18 protein-coding genes are annotated in these 22,583 nt (G+C 68.3%); 13 read left to right on the top strand and 5 right to left on the bottom strand.

Annotation, left to right across the window (positions count from 1 at the left end; all coding sequences use genetic code 11):
• Positions 1–14 precede the first annotated feature (14 nt).
• Positions 15–1,385, bottom strand: coding sequence for a guanine deaminase (guaD, locus tag LT948_RS21910; protein ID WP_003142418.1), 1,371 nt, complete (start codon positions 1,383–1,385; stop codon positions 15–17).
• A 1,110-nt stretch (positions 1,386–2,495) separates the two neighbouring features.
• On the opposite strand from guaD, the gene LT948_RS21915 reads away from it, so the two are divergent.
• From LT948_RS21915 to ahpF, 5 genes are all read left to right on the top strand, one after another.
• Positions 2,496–4,067, top strand: a complete 1,572-nt coding sequence (locus LT948_RS21915; RefSeq protein WP_023085742.1) for an ABC transporter ATP-binding protein — start codon at positions 2,496–2,498, stop codon at positions 4,065–4,067.
• Positions 4,067–5,164, top strand: coding sequence for an ABC transporter permease (locus LT948_RS21920; RefSeq protein ID WP_003112631.1), 1,098 nt, complete (start codon positions 4,067–4,069; stop codon positions 5,162–5,164). The genes LT948_RS21915 and LT948_RS21920 overlap by 1 nt, the downstream gene beginning before the upstream one ends.
• 21 nt (positions 5,165–5,185) lie before the next feature.
• Complete coding sequence (locus LT948_RS21925) at positions 5,186–6,112, top strand: ABC transporter permease (protein ID WP_003083821.1); 927 nt, start codon at positions 5,186–5,188, stop codon at positions 6,110–6,112.
• A 163-nt stretch (positions 6,113–6,275) separates the two neighbouring features.
• A complete protein-coding gene (gene ahpC, locus LT948_RS21930; protein ID WP_003083828.1) occupies positions 6,276–6,839 on the top strand; it encodes an alkyl hydroperoxide reductase subunit C in 564 nt (187 codons plus the stop codon).
• 144 nt (positions 6,840–6,983) lie between these two features.
• Positions 6,984–8,549: an alkyl hydroperoxide reductase subunit F gene (ahpF, locus tag LT948_RS21935; protein WP_003107146.1), complete on the top strand. Its 1,566-nt coding sequence runs from the start codon at positions 6,984–6,986 to the stop codon at positions 8,547–8,549.
• 79 nt (positions 8,550–8,628) lie between these two features.
• Here the strand turns inward: ahpF and ppk2 are convergent, their stop codons facing one another.
• A complete protein-coding gene (gene ppk2, locus LT948_RS21940) occupies positions 8,629–9,525 on the bottom strand; it encodes a polyphosphate kinase 2 (RefSeq protein WP_003128346.1) in 897 nt (298 codons plus the stop codon).
• A 454-nt stretch (positions 9,526–9,979) separates the two neighbouring features.
• Between ppk2 and LT948_RS21945 the strand changes: the two genes are divergently transcribed.
• The gene (locus LT948_RS21945) at positions 9,980–11,329 is read left to right on the top strand and encodes an 8-oxoguanine deaminase (protein ID WP_073656963.1); all 1,350 of its coding nucleotides are present in this window, start codon (positions 9,980–9,982) and stop codon (positions 11,327–11,329) included.
• A gap of 107 nt (positions 11,330–11,436) precedes the next feature.
• Positions 11,437–12,489, top strand: a complete 1,053-nt coding sequence (locus LT948_RS21950; protein WP_003106723.1) for a nucleoside hydrolase — start codon at positions 11,437–11,439, stop codon at positions 12,487–12,489.
• A gap of 36 nt (positions 12,490–12,525) precedes the next feature.
• On the opposite strand, the gene LT948_RS21955 is transcribed toward LT948_RS21950, so the two are convergent.
• From LT948_RS21955 to LT948_RS21965, 3 genes are all read right to left on the bottom strand, one after another.
• Entirely contained in the window at positions 12,526–13,374 is an 849-nt protein-coding gene (locus LT948_RS21955) for a nucleoside-specific channel-forming Tsx family protein (protein ID WP_003111661.1), read from the bottom strand.
• 34 nt (positions 13,375–13,408) lie between these two features.
• Positions 13,409–14,035 (bottom strand): nucleoside 2-deoxyribosyltransferase, encoded by a 627-nt coding sequence (locus LT948_RS21960; protein WP_073656964.1) that lies wholly within the window; start codon positions 14,033–14,035, stop codon positions 13,409–13,411.
• Positions 14,036–14,156: 121 nt separating this feature from the next.
• Positions 14,157–14,672, bottom strand: a complete 516-nt coding sequence (locus LT948_RS21965) for a nucleoside 2-deoxyribosyltransferase (RefSeq protein WP_003162250.1) — start codon at positions 14,670–14,672, stop codon at positions 14,157–14,159.
• 238 nt (positions 14,673–14,910) lie between these two features.
• Between LT948_RS21965 and LT948_RS21970 the strand changes: the two genes are divergently transcribed.
• From LT948_RS21970 to LT948_RS21995, 6 genes are all read left to right on the top strand, one after another.
• Positions 14,911–16,008, top strand: a complete 1,098-nt coding sequence (locus tag LT948_RS21970) for a BMP family ABC transporter substrate-binding protein (RefSeq protein WP_003118576.1) — start codon at positions 14,911–14,913, stop codon at positions 16,006–16,008.
• 72 nt (positions 16,009–16,080) lie between these two features.
• Positions 16,081–17,043, top strand: a complete 963-nt coding sequence (locus LT948_RS21975; protein ID WP_033994484.1) for an oxidoreductase — start codon at positions 16,081–16,083, stop codon at positions 17,041–17,043.
• 104 nt (positions 17,044–17,147) lie between these two features.
• Positions 17,148–18,098 (top strand): adenosine deaminase, encoded by a 951-nt coding sequence (locus tag LT948_RS21980; protein WP_003083850.1) that lies wholly within the window; start codon positions 17,148–17,150, stop codon positions 18,096–18,098.
• A gap of 196 nt (positions 18,099–18,294) precedes the next feature.
• Positions 18,295–18,840 (top strand): RNA polymerase sigma factor, encoded by a 546-nt coding sequence (locus LT948_RS21985; protein WP_073656969.1) that lies wholly within the window; start codon positions 18,295–18,297, stop codon positions 18,838–18,840.
• A complete protein-coding gene (locus LT948_RS21990; protein WP_049243810.1) occupies positions 18,837–19,832 on the top strand; it encodes a FecR family protein in 996 nt (331 codons plus the stop codon). Before LT948_RS21985 ends, LT948_RS21990 begins: the two co-directional genes overlap by 4 nt.
• A gap of 147 nt (positions 19,833–19,979) precedes the next feature.
• Positions 19,980–22,367, top strand: coding sequence for a TonB-dependent siderophore receptor (locus tag LT948_RS21995; RefSeq protein WP_073656965.1), 2,388 nt, complete (start codon positions 19,980–19,982; stop codon positions 22,365–22,367).
• The last annotated feature ends 216 nt before the right edge of the window (positions 22,368–22,583 follow it).

Raw genomic sequence — 22,583 nt, forward strand, 5'->3', positions numbered from 1 at the left:
CGGGAAAGAGACTCTCACCCCTTCACATGGCGCCGCTCCCCCATCACCCAGGTCTCCGCCACCGCGCGGTCGTCGCCCAGGGTGTTCAGCACGAACAGGGTATCGGCCAGGCCGCGCGCATGCTCCATGCGCTGGGCGATCATCGGCGTGGCGGCCAGGTCGAGGGCGACGAAGTCGGCTTCGCGGCCGGGCAGGAAGTTACCGACCAGGCCGTCCAGGTCGAGCGCCCTGGCGCCGCCGAGGGTGGCCAGGTAGAGCGCCTGGAACGGATCGAGGCTGGTGCCGCGCAATTGCTGGATCTTGTAGGCGTCGGCGAGGTTGGCCAGCAGCGACAGGCTGGTGCCGCCGCCGACGTCGCTACCGATGCCGACGCGGATGCCGTATTGCTGGGCGCGGCCAAGGTCGAACAGGCCGGAGCCGATGAACAGGTTGGAACTGGGACAGTGCGCCAGCGCCGCGTTCTTGTGCGCCAGGCAGCGGCATTCGCGTTCGGAGAGATGGATGCCATGGGCGAACACGCTGCGTTCGCCGACCAGGCCGGCGCGATGATAGACGTCCAGGTAGTCCTGCGCCTGGGGAAACAGCTCGCCGACCCAGGCGACTTCCTTGAGGTTCTCCGAAAGATGGGTGTGCAGGTAGACGCCGGGATACTCGTCCAGCAGGCGCGCCGCCGCGGCCAGTTGCTCGGGCGAGGAGGTCGGCGCGAAGCGCGGGGTGACCGCGTATTGCAGGCGCCCGTTGCCGTGCCAGCGCTCGATCAGCGCGCGGCTCTCGGCGTAGCCACTGGCCGCGGTATCGCACAGCGCCGGCGGCGCGTTGCGGTCCATCAGCACCTTGCCGGCGATCATCCGCAGGCGGCGCTTCTGCGCGGCCTGGAAGAATGCCTCGGCGGATACCGCATGGACCGTGCCGAACACCAGCGCGGTAGTGGTGCCGTGGCGCAGCAGTTCGTCGAGGAACAGCTCGGCCTGGGCGGCGGCGTAGCCGGCATCGGCAAAGCGCTGCTCGGCGGGAAAGGTGTGGGTTTCCAGCCAGTCCAGCAGTTGGGTGCCGTAGGAGGCGATCACTCCGAGTTGCGGGTAATGCACATGGCAATCGACGAAGCCGGGCAGCAGCAGGCGCTGCGGATGCTCCTCCAGCGGCAGGTCGGCGGGCAGTTGCGGCAGCAGGTAGGTTGCGTGATCGAGCGCGCGCACGTGGCCGTGTTCGATCCACAGCAGGCCGTCCTCGAAATACTCCCAGGCCTTGTCGCCGAGTTTCGCCGGGTCGCCGAGGAAATGCAGGATCCGCCCGCGATGGGCCGAACTGCTCATCGCGCTCCCGCCGTGGTCGGAGTGCAGGATAAGTGGGGGGACGAAGTTGCCAGCAGGTACTGCATCGTTCATCTCCTCTGCTGCCGGAATGGCGCTTTCGCCTCTTTAGTCCGGGAAATCGACGGAAATATCCCGTCTTTGGCGCGTGATCTCGCTTCCGCCATTATGCACTGTGCGCATGCTGTGGATAAGTCTGTGTGTAGCGCGTGTGCGGAAAGATTGCACGAGCCATTGCGGGATGTGCCCATCTGGCTTCCGGCAGGCGATCCGCGGAAAGCGTTCCGGCACCTTGAATCCGCCTTGCGAAATGCCCGGTCGGCAACTGGCGCTTCTGTGGGTTTGTCTGTGGAAAAGCTGTTCGCATTCCCCGTTGAAAAAATGCCTTCGGCGGTCGGGGGAAAGGCATTGGACGGAGCCGCAGGATTTCTCCCGGTTGGCGAAAGAGCCAGGGAAAAGGTGCTGTGGAATGCGCCACGACGGTGCATCGCGAAACTGTGGACAGCGGATCCACCCATGGCGCCGCCGAGCATGCTTCCGTCGATCGCCGCGGACTTTCCTGGAAAGCCGGAAAACCCAGTATTCATGGGCATCATGGCGTCTAAAGGGGACGTCCTGGAGACATTTTCACGGGCATTCCCGTTCCGCGGGTTTCCTGTGGAAAAGCTGTTGGCAAACTGTGCCGGAAGCGGGCCGCCGGGGCTGCCCCAGGGATTCGGCCGACCCGTGGCTTGGCCGGGAGAGATCGTCCTGCCGTGCTCCTCCGAACGGCTGTCGATATCTTGTGGATAAAGCTGTTGGCAAAGTGTTGGAAAAAATGCCTTGCCAGGTCGCGCCCATGGCCTGCCGGGTTGGCTGTTTTCTGTCCATCGCCAATGTTGCGAAAATCGCCGGGACGATCGGCGCGGGAGGCTTCCCAAGGTCCCGGATGGGCTCCCGACACGCTGTGGATAACTCTGTGAGCAAGGTGGTGATGACTGTTTTGCGACAAATGCTCACGCGGGTGCGCCGCAGGGTTGCCCGCAAATGTGCCGCGGCGTCTCAGGCGCGCCCCGGCTTGGTGCCGCTCGGCGCGGCAGCCTGGCCCGTGGCTCCCGGTGCAAGCCGCGTTCCAGGGCTTTCCTGACCTCCTGGCCAGGTATTTGCACCGGCCGCCGCATCGTCGAGCAACCGATCGGGTCCGCCATGTCCGCACCTTCCTCCTTCGCGCCGCCGCGCCTCGAACTGCGCGGGATCAGCAAGCGTTATCCGGGTTGCCTGGCCAACGACCGCATCGACCTGTGCATCGACGCCGGCGAGATCCACGCCCTGCTCGGTGAGAACGGCGCCGGCAAGAGCACGCTGATGAAGATCATCTACGGCGTGACCCGTCCCGATGCCGGCGAGATCCGCTGGCAGGGCGAGCCGGTGCAGGTACGCGACCCGGCTCGCGCCCGGGCGCTGGGGATCGGCATGGTGTTCCAGCATTTCTCCCTGTTCGAGACGCTCAGCGTGGCGGAGAACATCGCGCTCGCCCTCGGCGCCGAGGCGGGCAGCCCGCGCCGGTTGGAGGCGCGTATTCGCGAGGTGTCGCAGCGCTACGGCATGCCGCTGGAGCCTCGCCGGCTGGTCCATGGGCTGTCCATCGGCGAGCGCCAGCGGGTGGAGATCGTGCGCTGCCTGATGCAGGACATCCGCCTGCTGATCCTCGACGAGCCGACCTCGGTGCTGACCCCGCGCGAGGCCGAGGATCTCTTCGTCACCCTGCGCCGTCTTGCGGAGGAGGGCTGCAGTGTCCTCTTCATCAGCCACAAGCTGGCCGAGGTCCGTGCGCTCTGCCAGCGCGCCACGGTGCTGCGCGGCGGACGGGTGGCCGGACAGTGCGTGCCGGCGCAATGTTCCGATCTCGAGCTGGCGCGGCTGATGGTGGGCGACGCCGAGGGCCTGGCGGCGGAGTATCCGAAGGTCACCGGCGGCGCGCCTTTCCTCCAGGTGCGCGACCTGCACTGGCGCAACCCGGACCCCTTCGGCGTGTCCTTCGCTGGCCTCGACCTGGAGGTGCGCAGCGGCGAGATCCTCGGTATCGCCGGGGTCGCCGGCAACGGCCAGGACGAGTTGCTTGCCCTGCTCAGCGGCGAAGTGCGCCTGCCGCGCGCCCAGGCCGAGCGCATCCGCCTCGGCGGCTGCGCCGGCGCGCACCTGGCGCCGGATGCGCGGCGCCGCGCCGGCCAGGCCTTCGTGCCCGCCGAGCGGCTGGGGCACGGCGCGGTGCCGGAGATGAGCCTGGCGGACAATGCGCTGCTCACCGCCTTCCAGCAGGGACTGGTGAAGCGCGGGTTGGTCCGGCGGCGCAAGGTGCTGGCGCTGGCCGAGGAGATCATCCGCCGTTTCGCCGTGAAGGCCCCGGGTGCCGGGGCGCCGGCACGCAGCCTTTCCGGCGGCAACCTGCAGAAGTTCATTCTCGGCCGCGAGATCCTCCAGGCCCCGCGCCTGCTGGTGGCGGCGCATCCCACCTGGGGCGTGGACGTCGGCGCGGCGGCGCTGATCCACCGCGCGCTGATCGCCTTGCGCGATGCCGGTACGGCGATCCTGGTGGTCTCCGAGGACCTCGACGAGCTGTTCCTGCTCAGCGACCGCATCGCCGCGCTGTGTTCGGGTCGGCTGTGCCCGGCGGTCGCCACCGCGAGCGCTTCGCCGCAGCAGGTCGGCGGCTGGATGGCCGGTCAATTCGAGGCGCCGGCGGCGGTCGCCGGCGCCGTTGCCCAAGGGAGCCTGTGATGCTGTTGTCCCTGGAACCGCGCGGCCGGCAGTCGCGCTGGATGCTGCTGGCCTCTCCGCTGCTGGCGGGGTTGCTGACCCTGGTCTGCGGCGCGCTGCTGTTCGCCTGTCTCGGCCACGATCCCTGGCAGACCCTGCATACCGTGCTGGTACAGCCGCTCAGCGACCTCTATGGGCTCGGCGAGCTGCTGGTCAAGGCCATGCCGATCCTGCTCTGTGCCCTCGGCCTGGCACTGGCCTACCAGGCGCGCGTGTGGAACATCGGCGCGGAGGGCCAGTTGCTGGTCGGCGCCCTGGCCGGCAGCGCGGTGGCGATCCAGTTGCTCGACTGGCAGAGCCGCTGGGCGCTGGCCTGGGTGCTGCTCGCCGGCACCGCTGCCGGGGCGCTCTGGGCCGGGTTCGCCGCCTGGCTGCGAACGCGCTTCAACGCCAACGAGATCCTGACCACCATCATGCTCAACTACATCGCGCTGAACCTGCTGCTGTACGGCGTGCACGGGCCGTTGAAGGACCCGGATGGCTTCAACTTCCCGCAGTCGGCGCTGTTCGGCGAGGCCAGCCGCCTGCCGGCGCTGTTCGAGGACAGCCGGGTGCACCTTGGCGCATTGTTCGGCCTGCTGGCGCTGGCGGCGGTCTGGGTGCTGGCGCAGCGCAGCTTCCTCGGTTTCCAGGTCCGCGTGCTCGGCCTCGACCGCCGCGCCGCCGGTTTCGTCGGTTTCCGCGAGAAGCGCCTGGTCTGGTTCGTGCTGCTGTTCTCCGGCGCGCTGGCAGGCCTGGCCGGCGTCTGCGAGGTCGCCGGGCCGATCGGCCAACTGGTGCCGCAGGTCTCGCCGGGCTACGGCTATGCGGCGATCACCGTGGCCTTCCTTGGCCGTCTCAATCCGTTCGGCATCCTCTGCGCCAGCCTGCTGATGGCGTTGCTCTACCTCGGCGGCGAGGCCGCGCAGATGAGCCTCAACCTGCCATTGGCGCTGTCCGGGCTGTTCCAGGGGATGATGCTGTTCTTCCTCCTCGCCTGCGACGTGCTGATCCTCTACCGCCCACGTTTGCACGGACGCTGGCGCAAGCGCCCGGCGCTGCGCGACGCCCTGGCCTGACCGAACCGCCGAGGAACCACGATGGATATCGATCTGCTCGACAACCTGCTGTTCGCCATGGTCCGCACCGGTACTCCGCTGCTGCTGGTGGCGCTGGGCGAACTGGTCTGCGAGAGAAGCGGGGTGCTCAACCTGGGCCAGGAGGGGATGATGCTGTTCGGCGCGGTGATCGGCTTCATGGTCGCCTTCTCCAGCGGCAGCCTGTGGCTCGGCGTGCTCCTCGCGGTGCTCGCCGGCATGCTGCTGGCGGCGCTGTTCGCCGGGGTCGCCCTGTACCTGAACGCCAACCAGGTGGCCTGCGGCCTGGCGCTGACCATCTTCGGCGTCGGCCTTTCGTCGTTCGTCGGCGCCGCCTGGGTCGGCAAGCCGCTGCAAGGGTTCGCCCCGCTGGCGCTGCCGGTGCTGGGCGAGTTGCCGCTGCTCGGGCGCATGCTGTTCGCCCAGGACGCGCTGGTCTACCTGAGCCTGGCGCTGTTCGCCGCGGTCGCCTGGATGCTCCTGCGCAGCCGCGCCGGGCTGGTTCTCCAGGCGGTCGGCGAGAACCCTGACGCGGCCAGCGCGATGGGCCTGCCGGTGCTGCGCGTGCGCACCCTGGCGGTGCTCTTCGGCGGCGCCATGGCCGGCCTGGCCGGTGCCTACCTGTCGCTGGCCTACACGCCGATGTGGGCGGAGAACATGACCGCCGGACGCGGCTGGATCGCCCTGGCGCTGGTGGTCTTCGCCAGTTGGCGGGTGTTCCGCGTGCTGCTCGGTGCCTGGTTGTTCGGCCTGGCCAGCATCCTGCACCTGGTGGCCCAGGGGATCGGGCTGTCGATTCCGGCCAACCTGCTGGCGATGCTGCCCTATGCGGCGACCATCCTGGTGCTGGTCCTGCTCTCCCGCGATGCCCTGCGCACCCGGCTGTATGCCCCGGTTTCCCTGGGCCAGCCGTGGAAGGCCGGGCACTGACGAGGGCAGGTTCTTCGATTAGTTGTTTTAACTATTTATATATTCTTCGATAGATTTAGATAATTTCACTGATGGCCTAAATCAATGGGGCATTTTTGCCGAACCCCGTTAAGATTCTCCCAGTCGATTGAAACACCCCATTCAACTGAGAGAGGAACGACTGATGTCCCTGATCAACACTCAAGTCCAACCGTTCAAGGTCAACGCTTTCCACAACGGCAAGTTCATCGAGGTGACCGAGGAATCCCTGAAGGGCAAGTGGTCGGTCCTGATCTTCATGCCGGCTGCCTTCACCTTCAACTGCCCGACCGAGATCGAAGACGCCGCCAACAACTACGGCGAGTTCCAGAAAGCCGGTGCCGAGGTCTACATCGTGACCACCGACACCCACTTCTCGCACAAGGTCTGGCACGAAACCTCCCCGGCAGTCGGCAAGGCCCAGTTCCCGCTGATCGGCGACCCGACCCACCAGTTGACCAACGCCTTCGGCGTGCACATCCCGGAAGAAGGCCTGGCCCTGCGCGGTACCTTCGTGATCAACCCGGAAGGCGTGATCAAGACCGTCGAGATCCACTCCAACGAGATCGCCCGTGACGTCGGCGAGACCGTGCGCAAGCTGAAGGCCGCCCAGTACACCGCCGCCCACCCGGGCGAAGTCTGCCCGGCCAAGTGGAAGGAAGGCGAGAAGACCCTCGCTCCGTCCCTGGACCTGGTCGGCAAGATCTAAGACCGCGCCGGCGGCATTCGCCGCCAGCCTCTCCGGCGGACGATCCCTCGCGGATCGTCCGCCCTTCACCCAGCCAACGCGCCGTGCAGGGCGGATGTCCCATCCGCCGGGGATACGTTTGCCCGAATTTCGAGGAGCTGAACCATGTTGGACGCCAATCTTAAAACCCAGTTGAAGGCCTACCTGGAAAAGGTCAGCCAGCCGTTCGAGATCGTCGCGTCCCTCGATGACAGCGACAAATCCCGCGAGCTGCTGGGCCTGCTGCAAGACATCGTCGGCCTGACCGACAAGATCACCCTGAAGACCGACGGCAGCGATGCGCGCAAACCGTCGTTCTCGCTGAACCGCCCCGGTGCGGACATCGGCCTGCGCTTCGCCGGTATCCCCATGGGCCACGAATTCACCTCGCTGGTGCTGGCCCTGCTGCAGGTAGGCGGCCACCCCTCCAAGCTCGACGCGGACGTGATCGAGCAGGTCAAGGGCATCGAGGGCACCTTCGAGTTCGAAACCTACTTCTCGCTGTCCTGCCAGAACTGCCCGGACGTGGTCCAGGCGCTGAACCTGATGGCCGTGCTCAACCCGAACATCCGTCACGTCGCCATCGACGGCGCGCTGTTCCAGGATGAGGTCGAGGCGCGCCAGATCATGTCGGTGCCGAGCATCTACCTCAACGGCGAAGTCTTCGGCCAGGGCCGCATGGGCGTGGAAGAGATCCTCGCCAAGATCGACACCGGCGCCGCCGCCCGCGACGCCGAGAAGCTGACCGCCCGCGACGCCTTCGACGTGCTGGTGGTCGGCGGTGGCCCGGCCGGCGCCGCGGCGGCGATCTACGCCGCGCGCAAGGGCATTCGCACCGGCGTCGCCGCCGAGCGCTTCGGCGGCCAGGTGCTGGACACCATGGCCATCGAGAACTTCATCTCGGTGCAGGAGACCGAAGGGCCGAAGCTGGCGCGGGCGCTTGAAGAGCACGTGCGTCACTACGAGGTCGACATCATGAACCTGCAGCGCGCCAGCAAGCTGGTTCCGGCGAAGAACGCCGGCGAGTTGCACGAGGTGCAGTTCGAGAGCGGCGGCAGCCTCAAGGCCAAGACCCTGATCCTCGCCACCGGCGCTCGCTGGCGCGAAATGGGCGTGCCCGGCGAGCAGGAATACAAGGCCAAGGGCGTGTGCTTCTGCCCGCACTGCGACGGCCCGCTGTTCAAGGGCAAGCGCGTGGCGGTGATCGGCGGCGGCAACTCTGGCGTCGAGGCGGCCATCGACCTGGCCGGCATCGTCGCCCATGTGACCCTGCTGGAATTCGACAGCAAGTTGCGCGCCGATGCCGTGCTGCAACGCAAGCTCTACAGCCTGCCGAACGTCGAGGTGATCACCAGTGCCCTGACCAGCGAAGTGAAGGGCGACGGCCAGAAGGTCACCGGCCTGGTGTACAAGGACCGCAACTCCGAGGAGTTCAAGTCGATCGAGCTGGAAGGCATCTTCGTGCAGATCGGCCTGCTGCCCAACACCGAGTGGCTCAAGGGCAGCGTCGAGCTGTCGCCGCGTGGCGAGATCATCGTCGACGCCCGTGGCGAGACCTCGCTGCCCGGCATCTTCGCCGCCGGCGACGTGACCACGGTGCCGTACAAGCAGATCGTGATCGCCGTGGGCGAGGGCGCCAAGGCTTCGCTGAGCGCCTTCGACCACCTGATCCGGACCTCCGCGCCGGAGTGACCCGGCCAGCGACCGTCGAACCAGGGACGCCCGGAGCGCGAAAGCGCCCCGGGCGTTTTCGTTGGCGCGACCGCCCGCCTCAGGCCGGGATATCCAGGTTCGCGTGGCCCGGCGCGGCGGCCGCCTCGGCGTAGACCTTCTCGTCCTCCTCGATCACCCGCGAGGCCGGCCCCACCAGCAACGGGTCGGGCTCATGGGCGATGCGCCGGTCCTTGTCCGGGTAGTCCAGCGAGTGCAGGAAGTGGCGGATGCAGTTGAGTCGCGCGCGCTTCTTGTCGTCGGACTTGATGACCGTCCACGGCGCGTCGGCGGTGTCGGTATGGAAGAACATCGCCTGCTTGGCGGCGGTGTAGTCGTCCCACTTGTCCAGAGACTTGATGTCGATGGGCGACAGCTTCCAGTGCTTGAGCGGATCGTCGCGGCGCGAGATGAAGCGCCGCAGTTGCTCCTCGCGGCTCACCGAGAACCAGTACTTGAACAGCAGGATGCCGCTGTTGCTCAGCATGCGCTCCAGCTCGGGGGCCTGGCGCATGAACTCCAGGTATTGCAGTGGCGAACAGAAGCCCATGACCCGCTCGACGCCGGCGCGGTTGTACCAGGAGCGGTCGAAGAAGACCATCTCGCCGGCGGTGGGCAGGTGCTGGATGTAGCGCTGGAAATACCACTGGCCCTGCTCCTGGGAGGAGGGTTTCTCCAGGGCTACGATCCGCGCGCCGCGCGGGTTCAGGTGCTCCATGAAGCGCTTGATGGTACCGCCCTTGCCGGCGGCGTCGCGGCCTTCGAACAGGACCACCACGCGCTGGCCGGTCTCCTTCACCCAGCTCTGCACCTTGAGCAGTTCGATCTGCAGGTCGTGCTTGGCTTTCTCGTACTCGTTGCGGCGCATCCGCGTGTGATAGGGATAGTTCGCCGGCAGGCTCGCCGAGGTGCTGTCCTCGCTGCTGCCGTGGGGCGCGCTGGCGACCTGCAGGGCCACCGGCTTCTGGCTGATCGCCTGGATCTCCTCGCGGGCTTTCTGCGCCGGGCTGGCCACCCGCGGGCGGCGGGTCGCCGGCTTGCGTGGGGCGCGGCGGGCGGCTGGCCGGGCCGGCTTGGCCGGCTGCGCGGCGGGTTGCTCGGGGGAGGGGGGAGTGACAGTGGGTTCTTCGCTCATGCGGGGCTCCTTCCGTTCTACGTTTTCAGCTATGCAGTCCCCCACTCTATGCCCCTGCCGGAGGTCGTCCGTTGACCCCCATCAAACCGCGCCCGGCTGCCGCCGGGAGGAAAGCCTTACACCTCTCCGACAATCCCTTGTAGGATATCGCCACGCGCGCGGCGTCCCGTCGCCCCGCGGACCTGGATCAGCAGACAGGGTGAACACTGAGCTGGCTCTCATCAACCGAGGGCCGGCAGCGTTCGCGCCGGCCCGCCGATCCGACGAAGGTCCGCACATGTCCCGCACCTGGATTCGCAACCCCCTCGCCATCTTCACCGCCAACGGTCTCGACGCCGCCGGCGGCCTGGTCGTCGAAGACGGCCGCATCGTCGAGCTGCTCGGCGCCGGCCAACAGCCCGCGCAGCCCTGCGCCAGCCAGTTCGACGCCAGCCGGCACGTGGTCTTGCCGGGGCTGATCAACACCCATCACCACTTCTACCAGACCTTCACCCGCGCCTGGGCGCCGGTGGTCAACCAGCCGCTGTTCCCCTGGCTGAAAACCCTCTACCCGGTCTGGGCGCGGCTGACCCCTGAGAAGCTCGAACTGGCCACCAAGGTGGCGCTGGCCGAGCTGCTGTTGTCCGGCTGTACCACTGCCGCCGATCACCACTACCTGTTCCCCGGCGGCCTCGAACAGGCCATCGACGTGCAGGCCGGGGTGGTCGAGGAACTGGGCATGCGCGCCATGCTCACCCGCGGCTCGATGAGCCTCGGCGAGAAGGACGGCGGCTTGCCGCCGCAGCAGACGGTGCAGGAGGCCGAGACCATCCTCGCCGACAGCGAGCGACTGATCGCTCGCTACCACCAGCGCGGCGAAGGCGCCCGGATGCAGATCGCCCTGGCGCCCTGCTCGCCGTTCTCGGTGACTCCGGAGATCATGCGCGCCAGCGCCGAACTGGCGGCGCGCCACGACGTACGCCTGCACACCCACCTGGCGGAGACCCTCGACGAGGAAGACTTCTGCCTGCAGCGCTTCGGCCTTCGCACCGTGGACTACCTGGATAGCGTCGGCTGGCTCGGCCCGCGCACCTGGCTGGCCCACGGCATCCACTTCAACGCCGAGGAGATCCGCCGGCTCGGCGAGGCGGGCACCGGTATCTGCCATTGCCCGAGTTCGAACATGCGCCTGGCCTCGGGCATCTGCCCGACCGTGGAGCTGGAGGCGGCCGGCGCGCCGATCGGCCTGGGAGTCGATGGCTCGGCTTCCAACGACGCCTCGAACATGATCCTCGAGGCGCGCCAGGCCCTGTACCTGCAACGCCTGCGCTACGGCGCCGAGCGGATCACCCCGGAACTCGCCCTGGGCTGGGCAACCCGTGGCTCGGCACGCCTGCTCGGGCGCAGCGACATCGGCGAGCTGGCCCCCGGCAAGCAGGCCGACCTGGCCTTGTTCAAGCTCGACGAGCTGCGCTTCTCGGGTAGCCACGACCCGCTCTCGGCGCTGCTGCTGTGCGCTGCCGACCGCGCCGACCGGGTAATGGTCGGCGGCGTCTGGCGAGTGGTCGACGGTGCCGTGGAGGGCCTCGACCTGGCCGCCCTGATCGCCCGCCACCGCGCTGCGGCGAGTGCCCTGATCGCCGGTTGATGCGGGTTCCGGTAGGGGAAGCGCCGTGCTTCCTCTGTCGGTTCGCATAGGTCGGCGCGTGGCCCGCAACTGGCTAGACTGTGGCATTCCCCACCAGGAGCCGCCCCATGTCACGCGCCGCCCGCCCATGCAATCGCTTTTGCAGCCTTCTGCTAGGACTCGCCCTGCTGATGCCCGCCAGCCTTCCTCTGTCCGCTGCCGAAACGGTGGCGCCGCCATCGCCGCGGACGCTGATCATCGACACCGATCCGGGCGCCGACGATGTGATCGCCCTGCTGTTCGCCATGGCCTCGCCGAAGGAGCTGAAGATCCAGGCGCTGACCACCGTCGCCGGCAACGTGCCGCTGGAAAAGACCGCGCGTAACGCCCGGCTGGCCCGCGAGTGGGGCAAGCGCCCGGATATTCCGGTCTACGCCGGCGCCCCGCGACCGCTGCTGCGCACGCCGATCTACGCCGCCGACGTGCACGGCAGCGAAGGCATCAGCGGCGTCGAGGTGCATGAGCCGAAGCAGCCGCTGGCCGAAGGTAACGCCGTGGACTACCTGATCCGCACCTTGCGTGCGGCGCCGGAGAAGAGCGTGACCCTGGCCATGCTCGGCCCGGAGACCAACCTCGCGCTGGCCCTGACCCAGGCCCCGGACATCGTCAAGGGCATCCGCGAGATCGTGATCATGGGCGGCGCCCACTTCAACGGCGGCAACATCACCCCGGCCGCCGAATTCAATATCTTCGCCGACCCCCACGCGGCGGAAATCGTGCTCAAGAGCGGGGCGCCGATCACCATGCTGCCGCTCGACGTGACCCACAAGATCCTCACCAGCCCCGAGCGCATCGCCAAGCTGCGCAACCTCGGCAACCAGGCCGGCAAGACCGTCGCCGACATCCTCGACGCCTACGTCCAGTACGACATCAAGTACTACGGCCTGAAGGGCGGCCCGGTGCACGACGCCACGGTGGTCGCCTACCTGCTCAAGCCCTCGCTGTTCAAGGGCAAGCGGATCAACGTGCAGGTCGACAGCCGCGAGGGCATCACCTTCGGCCAGACCGTGGCCGACTGGTACGGCGGCCTCAAGCAGCCGGCCAACGTCGAGTGGATCAACGAGGGCGACGCCCAGGGGTTCTTCGACCTGCTCACCGAGCGTATCGCCCGCCTGCCCTGAGCGGGCTTCCCGCGGCGCCCGGCGTGGGCGCCGCGCTCAGAACGCGTAGCCGACGTTGAAGTAGTGGCCGATCCCGCTGGAGTCGGTGCGGCGTCCGTCCAGTTGCTCGCCGTCGCGCCACTGGGTCATGTTGCGGTAGACCTTGGCGCCGTAGCCGAACTTCCAGTGTTCGGTGTGATACCAGAGCCCGAGGTAGGCCTGGAAGCCGTTATCGGTACGGTATTCGTGCTCGAAGGCATCGTCCTTGTCGGGCAGCTTCGAGCCGAACTCGTAGTCGAAGAAGCCCTGGAAGGCGATGAAGCGCTTACCGCCGAACTGCGCCAGCGGCTTGAACCAGTTCATGTGGGCGACGTAGCCGTCCCAGGCGTTCTCGTTGGACGCGCCGTAGTTCTTGTCGATGTAGCGCGCGTAGAGATTGAGCCCCACCGTACCCAGCCAGGGCAGCTCGGTGTTGGTGCCGATGCCCGACCACAGCACGTTCAGCCCCGGTCCCTGGCGCGCGTCGGCATAGTAGTAGTCGAAGGCGACGAACCATTCGCGGATCGGGCCGATGGAGAAGTCGCGGCCGAGCAGGCGGTCGATGGAGAGACGCGGCTCGATGTCGACGAACCAGTTCTCGCCGTCGGGTACGTCCGAGCTGGCGTCGTCGAAGAGGTTCTTGTAGTCGATGTAGCCGTACAGGTCGAGCACCCCCTTGCGGCCGCCGAACTCCCATTCCAGGTAGCTGTCGTCGGTCAGGTAGGGGCCGCCGCGCTGGTTGAACGCGCGGTAGACGTGCAGGTTGTTCCAGAGCCCTTCGCGGGCGGCGTTCTCGTCGTTGTTTTCGGCGCCGAAGGCGGCGGCCGCGCACAGCGGGGCGGCACAGCACAGCAGGGCTTTGCGCATGGGAAGTCCTTGCCTGGAGTGGGACGGGTCGGACTCAGCCGCGGGATTGCCCGGCGAGTTGCCGGAGAGCCTGCTCGGCGTCGCCGACGACGATCCTGCCGGGCACCGCCAGCATCAGGTTGAGCGGCAGGCCGAACTCTTCCAGGGCCATGCCGTCGCGGTCGCGGGTCGGATCCTCGCCGACCAGCTCCGGGGCGTGCCGGCGGATCCGCTCGGCGTAGCTGCCGGCGTCGTCGACGTAGCCATAGACCGGCTTGCCGAGAGCGGTGGCGTAGCCGACCTCGAAGGCGGTGCCGCTGTCCGGCTCGGCGCCGCGGAAGAAGTTCAGGTTGGCCAGCACCGCGTCGGCGCGTTCGATCAGGCCGATGTTGGCGCGGTAGATCCAGGCCGCCTGTTCGCGCGGCTCGGCGAGCTGTTTCGGCAGCGCGTTGTCCAGCGGGTAGAGGCCCTCGAAACCGTAGCGTGCGCACAGTGCCTTGAGTGCTTCGCCGTGGGCGACGGCGTCGGCGCGGAACACATCGGGACCGGCCAGATAGAGTTTCCGCGGCCTGGCCGCGGCGCGTACACCCGGCAGGCTGCCGAGCAGGGCGCCGGCGGGCAGCAGCAGGGCTGCCAGGCGCAGGAAGGTACGACGGCTGCTGGAACCCTTGGATCGGTTCATCGGATGCCTCTTGCAGGCCGGCCTCCCGGATGGGGCCGTTGTTGTCCAGGATTATGGCCGGCAAGCGACGGGCCGGGCGGCGGCTATCTGCCAGCAGCTAGGCGACGGCCTTCCCGCGATGTCAGGCGCGCTCGAGTTCCTCGGCGAGGCGTCGCAGAGCCTCGCGCGGGCCGCCGGCGACCAGCCGCGAAGGCACCGCCAGCATCAGGTTCAATGGCAGGCCGAAACCCTCCAGTTGCCAACCGTCGCGGTCCTCGCCGGGGTGCTCGCCGAGCCATTCCGGGGCCAGCCGGGCGAGGCGCTCGGTGTAGGCGCCGGCATCGCTGAGGTAGGCATATACCGGCTTGCCCAGGGCCAGGGCGTAACCCACTTCGAAGGCGGTGCCGCTGTCCGGCTCGCTGCCGCGGAACGGTTCGAGGTTGGCCAGCACGCAGTCGGCGCGCTCGATCAGGCCGACATTGGCGCGGTAGATCCAGGCGGCCTGTGCGGCTGGCTCGCGGATGTCGGCGGGCAGGGCGTGGTCGAGCGGGTAGAGGCCGACGAAGCCGAACTCGGCGCAGAGCGCCTTGAGGGTTTCGCCATGGGCTTCGGCGTCGGGGCGGAAGACGTCCGGCCCGGCCAGGTAGATCGCGGTCATCGCGTGCGTGCCTTGTTACGGAAAGCCAGCGCCCATGGTAGCGCCATCGTGGCGGCGCCGGCATGCACCAAGCGATGGCGCGCTGCACCGTCCTGCAGCCGCGCCGGCATGACGCGGCGCGCAGAAGCGCGAGCTTGAGCGGAGTTGTCCGGGTGGTCAGGTAATTGCATCGGCGGGCGGGCTGAACGCGAAGCCACGCCCGATGGCCAACCCTGCACTCACCGGAGCACGCCCATCCATGAAACACCGTCGCACGCAATCCCGCATGTCCGTCCTGCGCCGCCTTGCCGCCGTCCTCGGCCTCGGCGCCTGCGCTCTCGCCGCCGAGGCCGCCGAACCACTGAAGATCGGCTTCGTCTATGTCGGCCCGGTCGGCGACCACGGCTGGACCTACCAGCACGAACTGGGCCGCCGCGAACTGGTGGAGCACTTCGGCGACAAGGTGAAGACCAGCTTCGTCGAGAACGTCGCCGAGGGCGCCGACGCCGAGCGGGTCATCCGCAACCTGGCGAAAGACGGCTACGGCCTGGTCTTCACCACCTCCTTCGGCTACATGAACCCTACCGCCAAGGTGGCCCGGCAGTTTCCCAAGGTGACCTTCGAGCACGCCACCGGCTACAAGCGCGACAGGAACCTCGGCACCTACCTGTCGCGCTCCTACGAGGGACGCTACGTCGGCGGCTTCCTCGCGGCGAAGATGACCCGCAGCCACAAGATCGGCTACATCGCCTCGTTTCCGATTCCCGAGGTGATCCGCGACATCAACGCGATCCAGCTGGCGCTGGACAAATACGACCCGCAGGCCGAACTCAAGGTGATGTGGGTGAGCACCTGGTTCGATCCGGGCAAGGAGGCCGACGCGGCCAACGCGCTGATCGACCAGGGCGTCGACGTGGTGTTCCAGCACACCGATAGCCCGGCGCCGATCCAGGCCGCCGAGCGTCGCGGGGTGTACGCCGTGGGCTACGCCTCGGACATGCAGCACTTCGGTCCGAAGACCGTGCTCACCTCGATCGTCAACGACTGGGGCCCGCACTATATCCGCTCGGCCCAGGCGGTGATGGACGGCACCTGGAAATCCGAGGACTTCTGGGGTGGCCTGGCCGAGAGTACGGTGGTCCTGCCGCTGAACCAGGAGGTGCTGCCGGCGCCGGTGCGGGAAGAGGCGGGCAGGCTGATCGAGTCGATCCGCAGCGGAGCCTTCCACCCCTTCACCGGGCCGATCCGCGACCAGTCCGGCAAGGAGCGTTTCGCCGCCGGCGTCAGCGCGACCAATGCCGACCTGGCGTCGATGAACTATTACGTGGAAGGCATCAAGGCCGACCTGCCGAAGTGAGCCCTGGCCTTGTATGGAAAAAGTCGCCGAGCGCAGGCACTTTCCGTACAGGACCCATCGAGGAGAGCGCGATTGGACCGTCTACCCATCATCGACATCGCCCCGCTCTACGGCGCCGACCGTGGCGCCTGGAACGACGTGGCGCGGCGGATCGACCAGGCCTGCCGCGAGTGGGGCTTCTTCTACATCGCCGGACACCCGTTGCCGGCCGCGCGCTTCGAAGCCCTGCTGGCGGCGGCGCGGGAGTTCTTCGCGCTGCCCGTCGAAGAGAAGCTGAAGATCGATATCACCCGTAGCCGCAACCATCGCGGCTATGGCGCGATCGCCACCGAGCAGCTCGACCCGGCGTTGCCCAGCGACTTCAAGGAGACCTTCGACATGGCCCTGCACCTGCCGGCGGAGCATCCCGACGTGCGCGCCGGCAAGTCCTTCTACGGGCCCAACCGACACCCCGACCTGCCCGGCTGGGAGGCCCTGCTGGAAGGACACTATGCCGACATGCTGGCGCTGGCCCGTACCGTGCTGCGCGCCCTGGCCATCGCCCTGGGGATCGAGGAGGACTTCTTCGATCGCCGCTTCGAGCAGCCGGTCAGCGTGTTCCGCCTGATCCACTATCCGCCGGCCTCGGCCCGGCAGAGCGCCGACCAGCCCGGCGCCGGCGCGCACACCGACTACGGCTGCGTGACCCTGCTCTACCAGGACGCCGCCGGTGGCCTGCAAGTGCAGAACCGCCAGGGCGAATGGATCGACGCGCCGCCCATCGACGGCACCTTCGTGGTCAACATCGGCGACATGATGGCGCGCTGGAGCAACGACCGTTACCGCTCGACCCCGCACCGGGTGATCAGCCCGCGCGGGGTGCACCGCTACTCCATGCCGTTCTTCGCCGAACCGCACATGGACACCGAGATCCGCTGCCTGCCGGGCTGCTTCGACGCGGACAACCCGCCGAAGTATCCGCCGACCACCTGTGGCGAGTGGCTGACCTCGCGCTTCGCGCAGACCTATGCCTATCGGCGCGGCGAAACGGCCTGAGCCGCCCGTCGCGCGCGGGAGCGGCTCGCGGGTTTCCCTCGGGCCTGACTCCCGGGACAGGTTAAACTTGCCGGCAAAGACCAGCCTGATCGAGAACCCACCCCATGTACGAATGGCTCAACGCCTTGCCCAAGGCCGAACTGCACCTGCACCTGGAAGGTACCCTGGAGCCGGAGCTGCTGTTCGCCCTCGCCGAGCGCAACCGCATCGCCCTGCCCTGGAACGACGTCGAGACCCTGCGCAAGGCCTACGCCTTCAACAACCTGCAGGAATTCCTCGACCTCTACTACGCCGGCGCCGACGTGCTGCGCACCGAGCAGGACTTCTACGACCTGACCTGGGCCTACCTGCAGAAGTGCAAGGCGCAGAACGTCGTCCACGTCGAGCCGTTCTTCGACCCGCAGACCCACACCGATCGCGGCATTCCCTTCGAGGTGGTGCTCGCCGGCATCCGCGCCGCGCTGCAGGACGGCGAGAAGCTGCTGGGCATCCGCCATGGGCTGATCCTCAGCTTCCTCCGCCACCTCAGCGAGGAACAGGCGCAGAAAACCCTCGACCAGGCGCTGCCGTTCCGCGACGCCTTCATCGCCGTCGGCCTCGACAGCTCGGAAGTCGGGCATCCGCCGAGCAAGTTCCAGCGGGTCTTCGACCGCGCCCGCAGCGAAGGCTTCCTCACCGTCGCCCATGCCGGCGAAGAGGGGCCGCCCGAGTACATCTGGGAAGCCCTCGACCTGCTCAAGGTCGAGCGCATCGACCACGGCGTGCGCGCCTTCGAGGACGAGCGGCTGATGCGGCGGCTGATCGACGAACAGATCCCGCTGACCGTCTGCCCGCTGTCCAACACCAAGCTCTGCGTGTTCGACGACATGAGCCAGCACACCATCCTCGACATGCTCGAACGCGGCGTGAAGGTGACGGTGAACTCCGATGACCCGGCCTACTTCGGCGGCTATGTCACCGAGAACTTCCATGCCTTGCAGCAGAGCCTGGGAATGACCGAGGAGCAGGCCAGGCGCCTGGCGCAGAACAGCCTGGATGCGCGCCTGGTGAAGTGAGGGGCGGCGCGCCGGGCAACCCGGCGCGCGACCCGCAAGGCGTTTCGTCGTCGCCGGCTTCTCGGTATTGATGATAAGCATTATCATTTGCGGGCTGCTCAGCATTCCCATGGCGCCGCCCCGGCGCCGGCTTTCGTGCAGCCGTCCCTCACCGATGCCCGACCGCGACCTACCCTCCGGCCCGCGCCCGGATGCCTTGCCGGCAGACGGCGAGGCGGCGCGCCGCGCGGATCTGCTCAAGACCTTCCTGGCCCAGCGCCAGCGCATGGAAAGCCTGGTCAGCCGCTGGGTCGGCTGCCGGGCGACCGCCGCCGACCTGGTCCAGGAACTGTTCCTGCGCTTCTGGCGGCGCCCGGCCGCCCCGGTGGAGGAGCTTGGCAGCTACCTCCTGCGCAGCGCGCGCAACCTGGCCATCGACCACTTGCGTGGCGAAGGATCGCGGCAGCGGCAACTGGACGACTGGCTGCCGGAGCAGCGCCAGGGCGAGCCGGTCGGTCCCGAGCAGGCGCTCGAGGCCGGCGACCAGTGGCGCCGGGTCGAGGCCGCCTTGCGCGGCCTGCCCGAGCGGACCCGGCGGATTTTCCTGCTCAATCGCATCCACGGCCGCACCTACGCGGAGATCGCCCAGGCCATGCAGCTTTCCCAAAGCGCCGTGGAAAAACATATGATGCGCGCCCTCGACGCCTGCAAGGCGAGCCTGGCCGGCCCGGCCGGCGAGCAGGCAAGGAGCGCCCAGCCATGACCCGACCCGATAGCGACGCCGCGCCCTACGATCCCGTCCTCGAGCAGACCGCCCAGGCCTGGCTGGTGCGCCTGCGCGGTACGCCGGATGCGGCGACCCGGCGGGCCTTCGAGGACTGGCTGGCGCAGCGGCCGGCGCATGCCGAGGCCTATGCCCGCGCCGAGGCGCTCTGGCGCCTGACGGAAATACCGGCGAGCCGCCTGGCCATCGAAGAGGCCGATGCCCTGGAAGCCTACCTGCGGCCGCGCCGAGCGTCGCGCAACCCGCGGCGCTGGGCCTACCCGCTGGCCAGCGTCGCCTGCCTGCTGGCGATGCTCTGGCTGGGCGGCTGGTGGCAGCCCGGCGACTGGCTGCAGGACTGGCGTGCCGACTATGTCGCCGCGCCGGGACAGGTCGCCGAATGGAAGCTGGCCGATGGCTCCTACCTGAGCCTGGACGCCGGCAGCGCGGTGCGCGTGCGTATCGACGGCGGCCAGCGGCGGGTCGAACTGCTGCGCGGCGCCGCGGCGTTGCGGGTGAAGCGCGACACGCTGCCATTCGTGGTCGAGGCCGGCGAAGGCCGGGCGCGGGTACTGGGCACCGAGTTCGAGGTCCGTCGCGGCGCCGGGGAGACCCGCGTCACCGTGCTGCAAGGGCGGGTCGCGGTGAGCGCCGGCACCGGTGCGGGCGCCGCCGAGGAAGTGCTGGGCGCCGGCCAGCAGGTCGGCTTCGCCGACGGCAAGCTGGGCCGGCCCGTGGCCATCGACGCCGCCGCCGCGCTGGCCTGGCGCCAGGGTTGGCTGAGCTTCTACCGGCGGCCGCTGGCGGAAGTGCTCGACGAACTCGCTCGCTACTACCCCGGACGCATTCTCCTGCTCGACGACGCGCTCGGTCGCCAGCCGGTCAGCGGCAGCTTCCGCAGCGATGATCCCGAAGCCGCGCTGAAGTCGCTGCAGGCGGTGCTCGGCTATCGCCAGCAGATCCTGTTCGGACGCCTGGTGGTGATTCGCTGACGGTGGCCCCGGTCCGTTTGGCCGCAGGAATCTTTCCCGGCGAAGAATTTTTTTGCCCTGCGGGGTGAGGTAAATCCGGCGCCGCTTCGTGTAGTGCTCATGACCGCGATTGATTCGCATTAGAAAAGCGACCGACACGAGCAACCCATGACCCCGTTCCCGCGCTTCGCCCTGCGTACTCTCCCCGCCCTGTTCCTCAGCCTCGGCTGTCTCGCCGCCACCGCGCAGGCCGCCGAGGCGGTTCGCTACCGCTTCAGCCAGGCTGCCGCGCCGCTGGCCCAGGCGCTCAACGCGTTCAGCCGGGCCAGCGGGCAGACGCTGCTCTACACCGCCGAGCTGCCGCCGCAGGCGACCGCCCCGGCATTGCACGGTTCGCTGGACGCGGAGGAGGCGCTGCAACGCCTGCTGCAGGGCAGCGGCCTGCGCGCGCGGCGGATCGACGAGCGCACCCTGACCCTGGAACCGATCCCCGCCAGCGGCGCGCTCGACCTCGATGCCACGACGGTCTCCGCCGCCGCCCCGGCGCAGGGCTACCGGCCGGCGGCCAACGCCTCGATCAGCCGCGGCGATGCGCCGCTACTGGATATCCCCCAGGCGATCAGCGTGGTCCCGGCACAGGCGCTGCAGGACCAGCGCCCGCGCAACCTTGACGACGCGCTGGGCAACATCAGCGGCATCACCCAGGCCAACACCCTTGGCGGTACCCAGGACGCGGTGATGAAGCGCGGCTTCGGCGACAACCGCGACGGCTCGATCATGCGTGACGGCATGCCCTCGGTGCAGGGCCGCAATTTCACCGCCACCGCCGACCACGTCGAGGTGCTGAAGGGGCCTGCATCCCTGCTCTATGGCATCCAGGACCCGGGCGGGGTGGTCAACGTGGTGAGCAAGAAGCCGCAACTGCAACAAGCCAACGCCCTGACCCTGCGTGGCTCGGCCTACGCCCACGGGCGCAACGGCAGCGGCGGCCAGCTCGACTCCACCGGCCCGCTGGGCGACAGCGGACTGGCCTACCGGATGATCCTCGATCATGAGGACGAGGATTACTGGCGCGACTTCGGCAAGAGCCGCGAGACGCTGGTGGCGCCCTCGCTGGCCTGGTACGGCGAGGACACGACGGTCAACCTGAGCTACGAGCACCGTGAGTTCACCACGCCGTTCGACCGTGGCACGGCCATCGACCCGCGTACCAACCGCCCGCTGGACATCCCGCGCAGCCGGCGCCTGGACGAGCCCTTCAACATCACCGAGGGCCGTTCCGAGCTGACCCGCCTGGATCTCGAACGGCAGCTCGACGACACCTGGAAGGCCCACTTCGGCTACGGCTACAGTCGCGAGACCTACGACGACAACCAGGCCCGGGTGATGGCCGTGAACGCCGACGGCACCCTGACCCGGCGCATGGACGGCACCCACGGCGCGGTCAGCAGCGACAGCTTCGCCACCCTCGGCCTGAGCGGAACGCTGCAACTGGCCGGGATGCAACATGACCTGCAATTCGGCATGGACCACGAGAAGCGCAAGATCTTCCGCGCCGACCTGCTGCGCGACAGCAAGACCAGCCGCTTCGACTACCTCGACCCGGTCTATGGCCAGGTGGTGCCGTCGACCCGGGTGGTCGCCGGCGACAGCGACCAGACCGACAAGCTGCGCAGCGACTCGCTGTACTTCCAGGACTCGATCCACCTGGACGAACGCTGGATCCTGGTCGGCGGCGCGCGCTACCAGATCTACGACCAGCTCGCCGGGCGCGGCCGGCCGTTCAACGCCAACACCGATATCAACGGGCAGAAATGGGTGCCGCGCGGCGGCCTGGTCTACCGCCTGAGCGACGAGGTTTCGCTGTACGGCAGCTACACGCGCTCGTTCAAGCCGAACTCGACCATCGCCCCGCTGAGCACCGGCGAGACCATCGATTCGGCGATCCTGCCGGAGCAGGCGACCTCCTGGGAGCTGGGCGCCAAGCTGGATGTGCCGGGGCGTCTCAGCGGCACCCTGGCGCTGTTCGACATCCGCAAGAAGAACGTGCTGGTCAACGAACTGGACGGTGCCGGCAACAGCAGCGTGCGCGCCGCCGGCCGGGTCCGCTCGCGCGGCCTGGAGCTGGACCTCACCGGCCAGCTCAGCGAACGCTGGAGCCTGATCGGCAGCTACGCCTGGCTCGCCGCGGAAGTCACCGAGGACCCGACCCTGGAGGGCAAGCGCCTGCAGAACGTGGCGCGCAACACCGCGTCGCTGTCGGCGGTCTACGAACTCGGCCAGCTCTTCGGCGGCGACCGCCTGCGCCTGGGCGGCGGCGCGCGCTACGTCGGCAAGCGCCCGGGCGACCCGGCCAATTCCTTCGACCTGCCGTCCTACACCGTGGCCGATGCCTTTGCCAGCTACGACACCCGCTTCGGCGGACACGGTGTGAAGTTCCAGCTCAACGTGAAGAACCTGTTTGACCGCACCTACTACCCGTCCAGTGCCAATCGCCTGTACGTGGCGATGGGCGAGCCTCGGCAGTTCCAGCTGTCGACGACGGTGGAGTTCTGAGTCGGCGCTCGTTCCTGGCGGGGTTCCTGGCGTCCTCCTGGACGATGGGAGGCCTCTCCCGCCCTCTGGCCAAGCAGGGAGAAGGGCCGCCGCGGTGCTGCCCGGCGCAGGATCGGTGAATCGTTCCGTTCGACGATGCTCCATCCAGTGCCTTCTCCCTTCAGGGAGAGGGACGCGGAGCAGCGCCAGGGCGCGATCTCATCGCACGCCACCTCG

The sequence above is a fragment of the Pseudomonas sp. CP-1 genome, from assembly GCF_021213715.1.
GTDB classification, from domain to species: domain Bacteria; phylum Pseudomonadota; class Gammaproteobacteria; order Pseudomonadales; family Pseudomonadaceae; genus Pseudomonas; species Pseudomonas aeruginosa.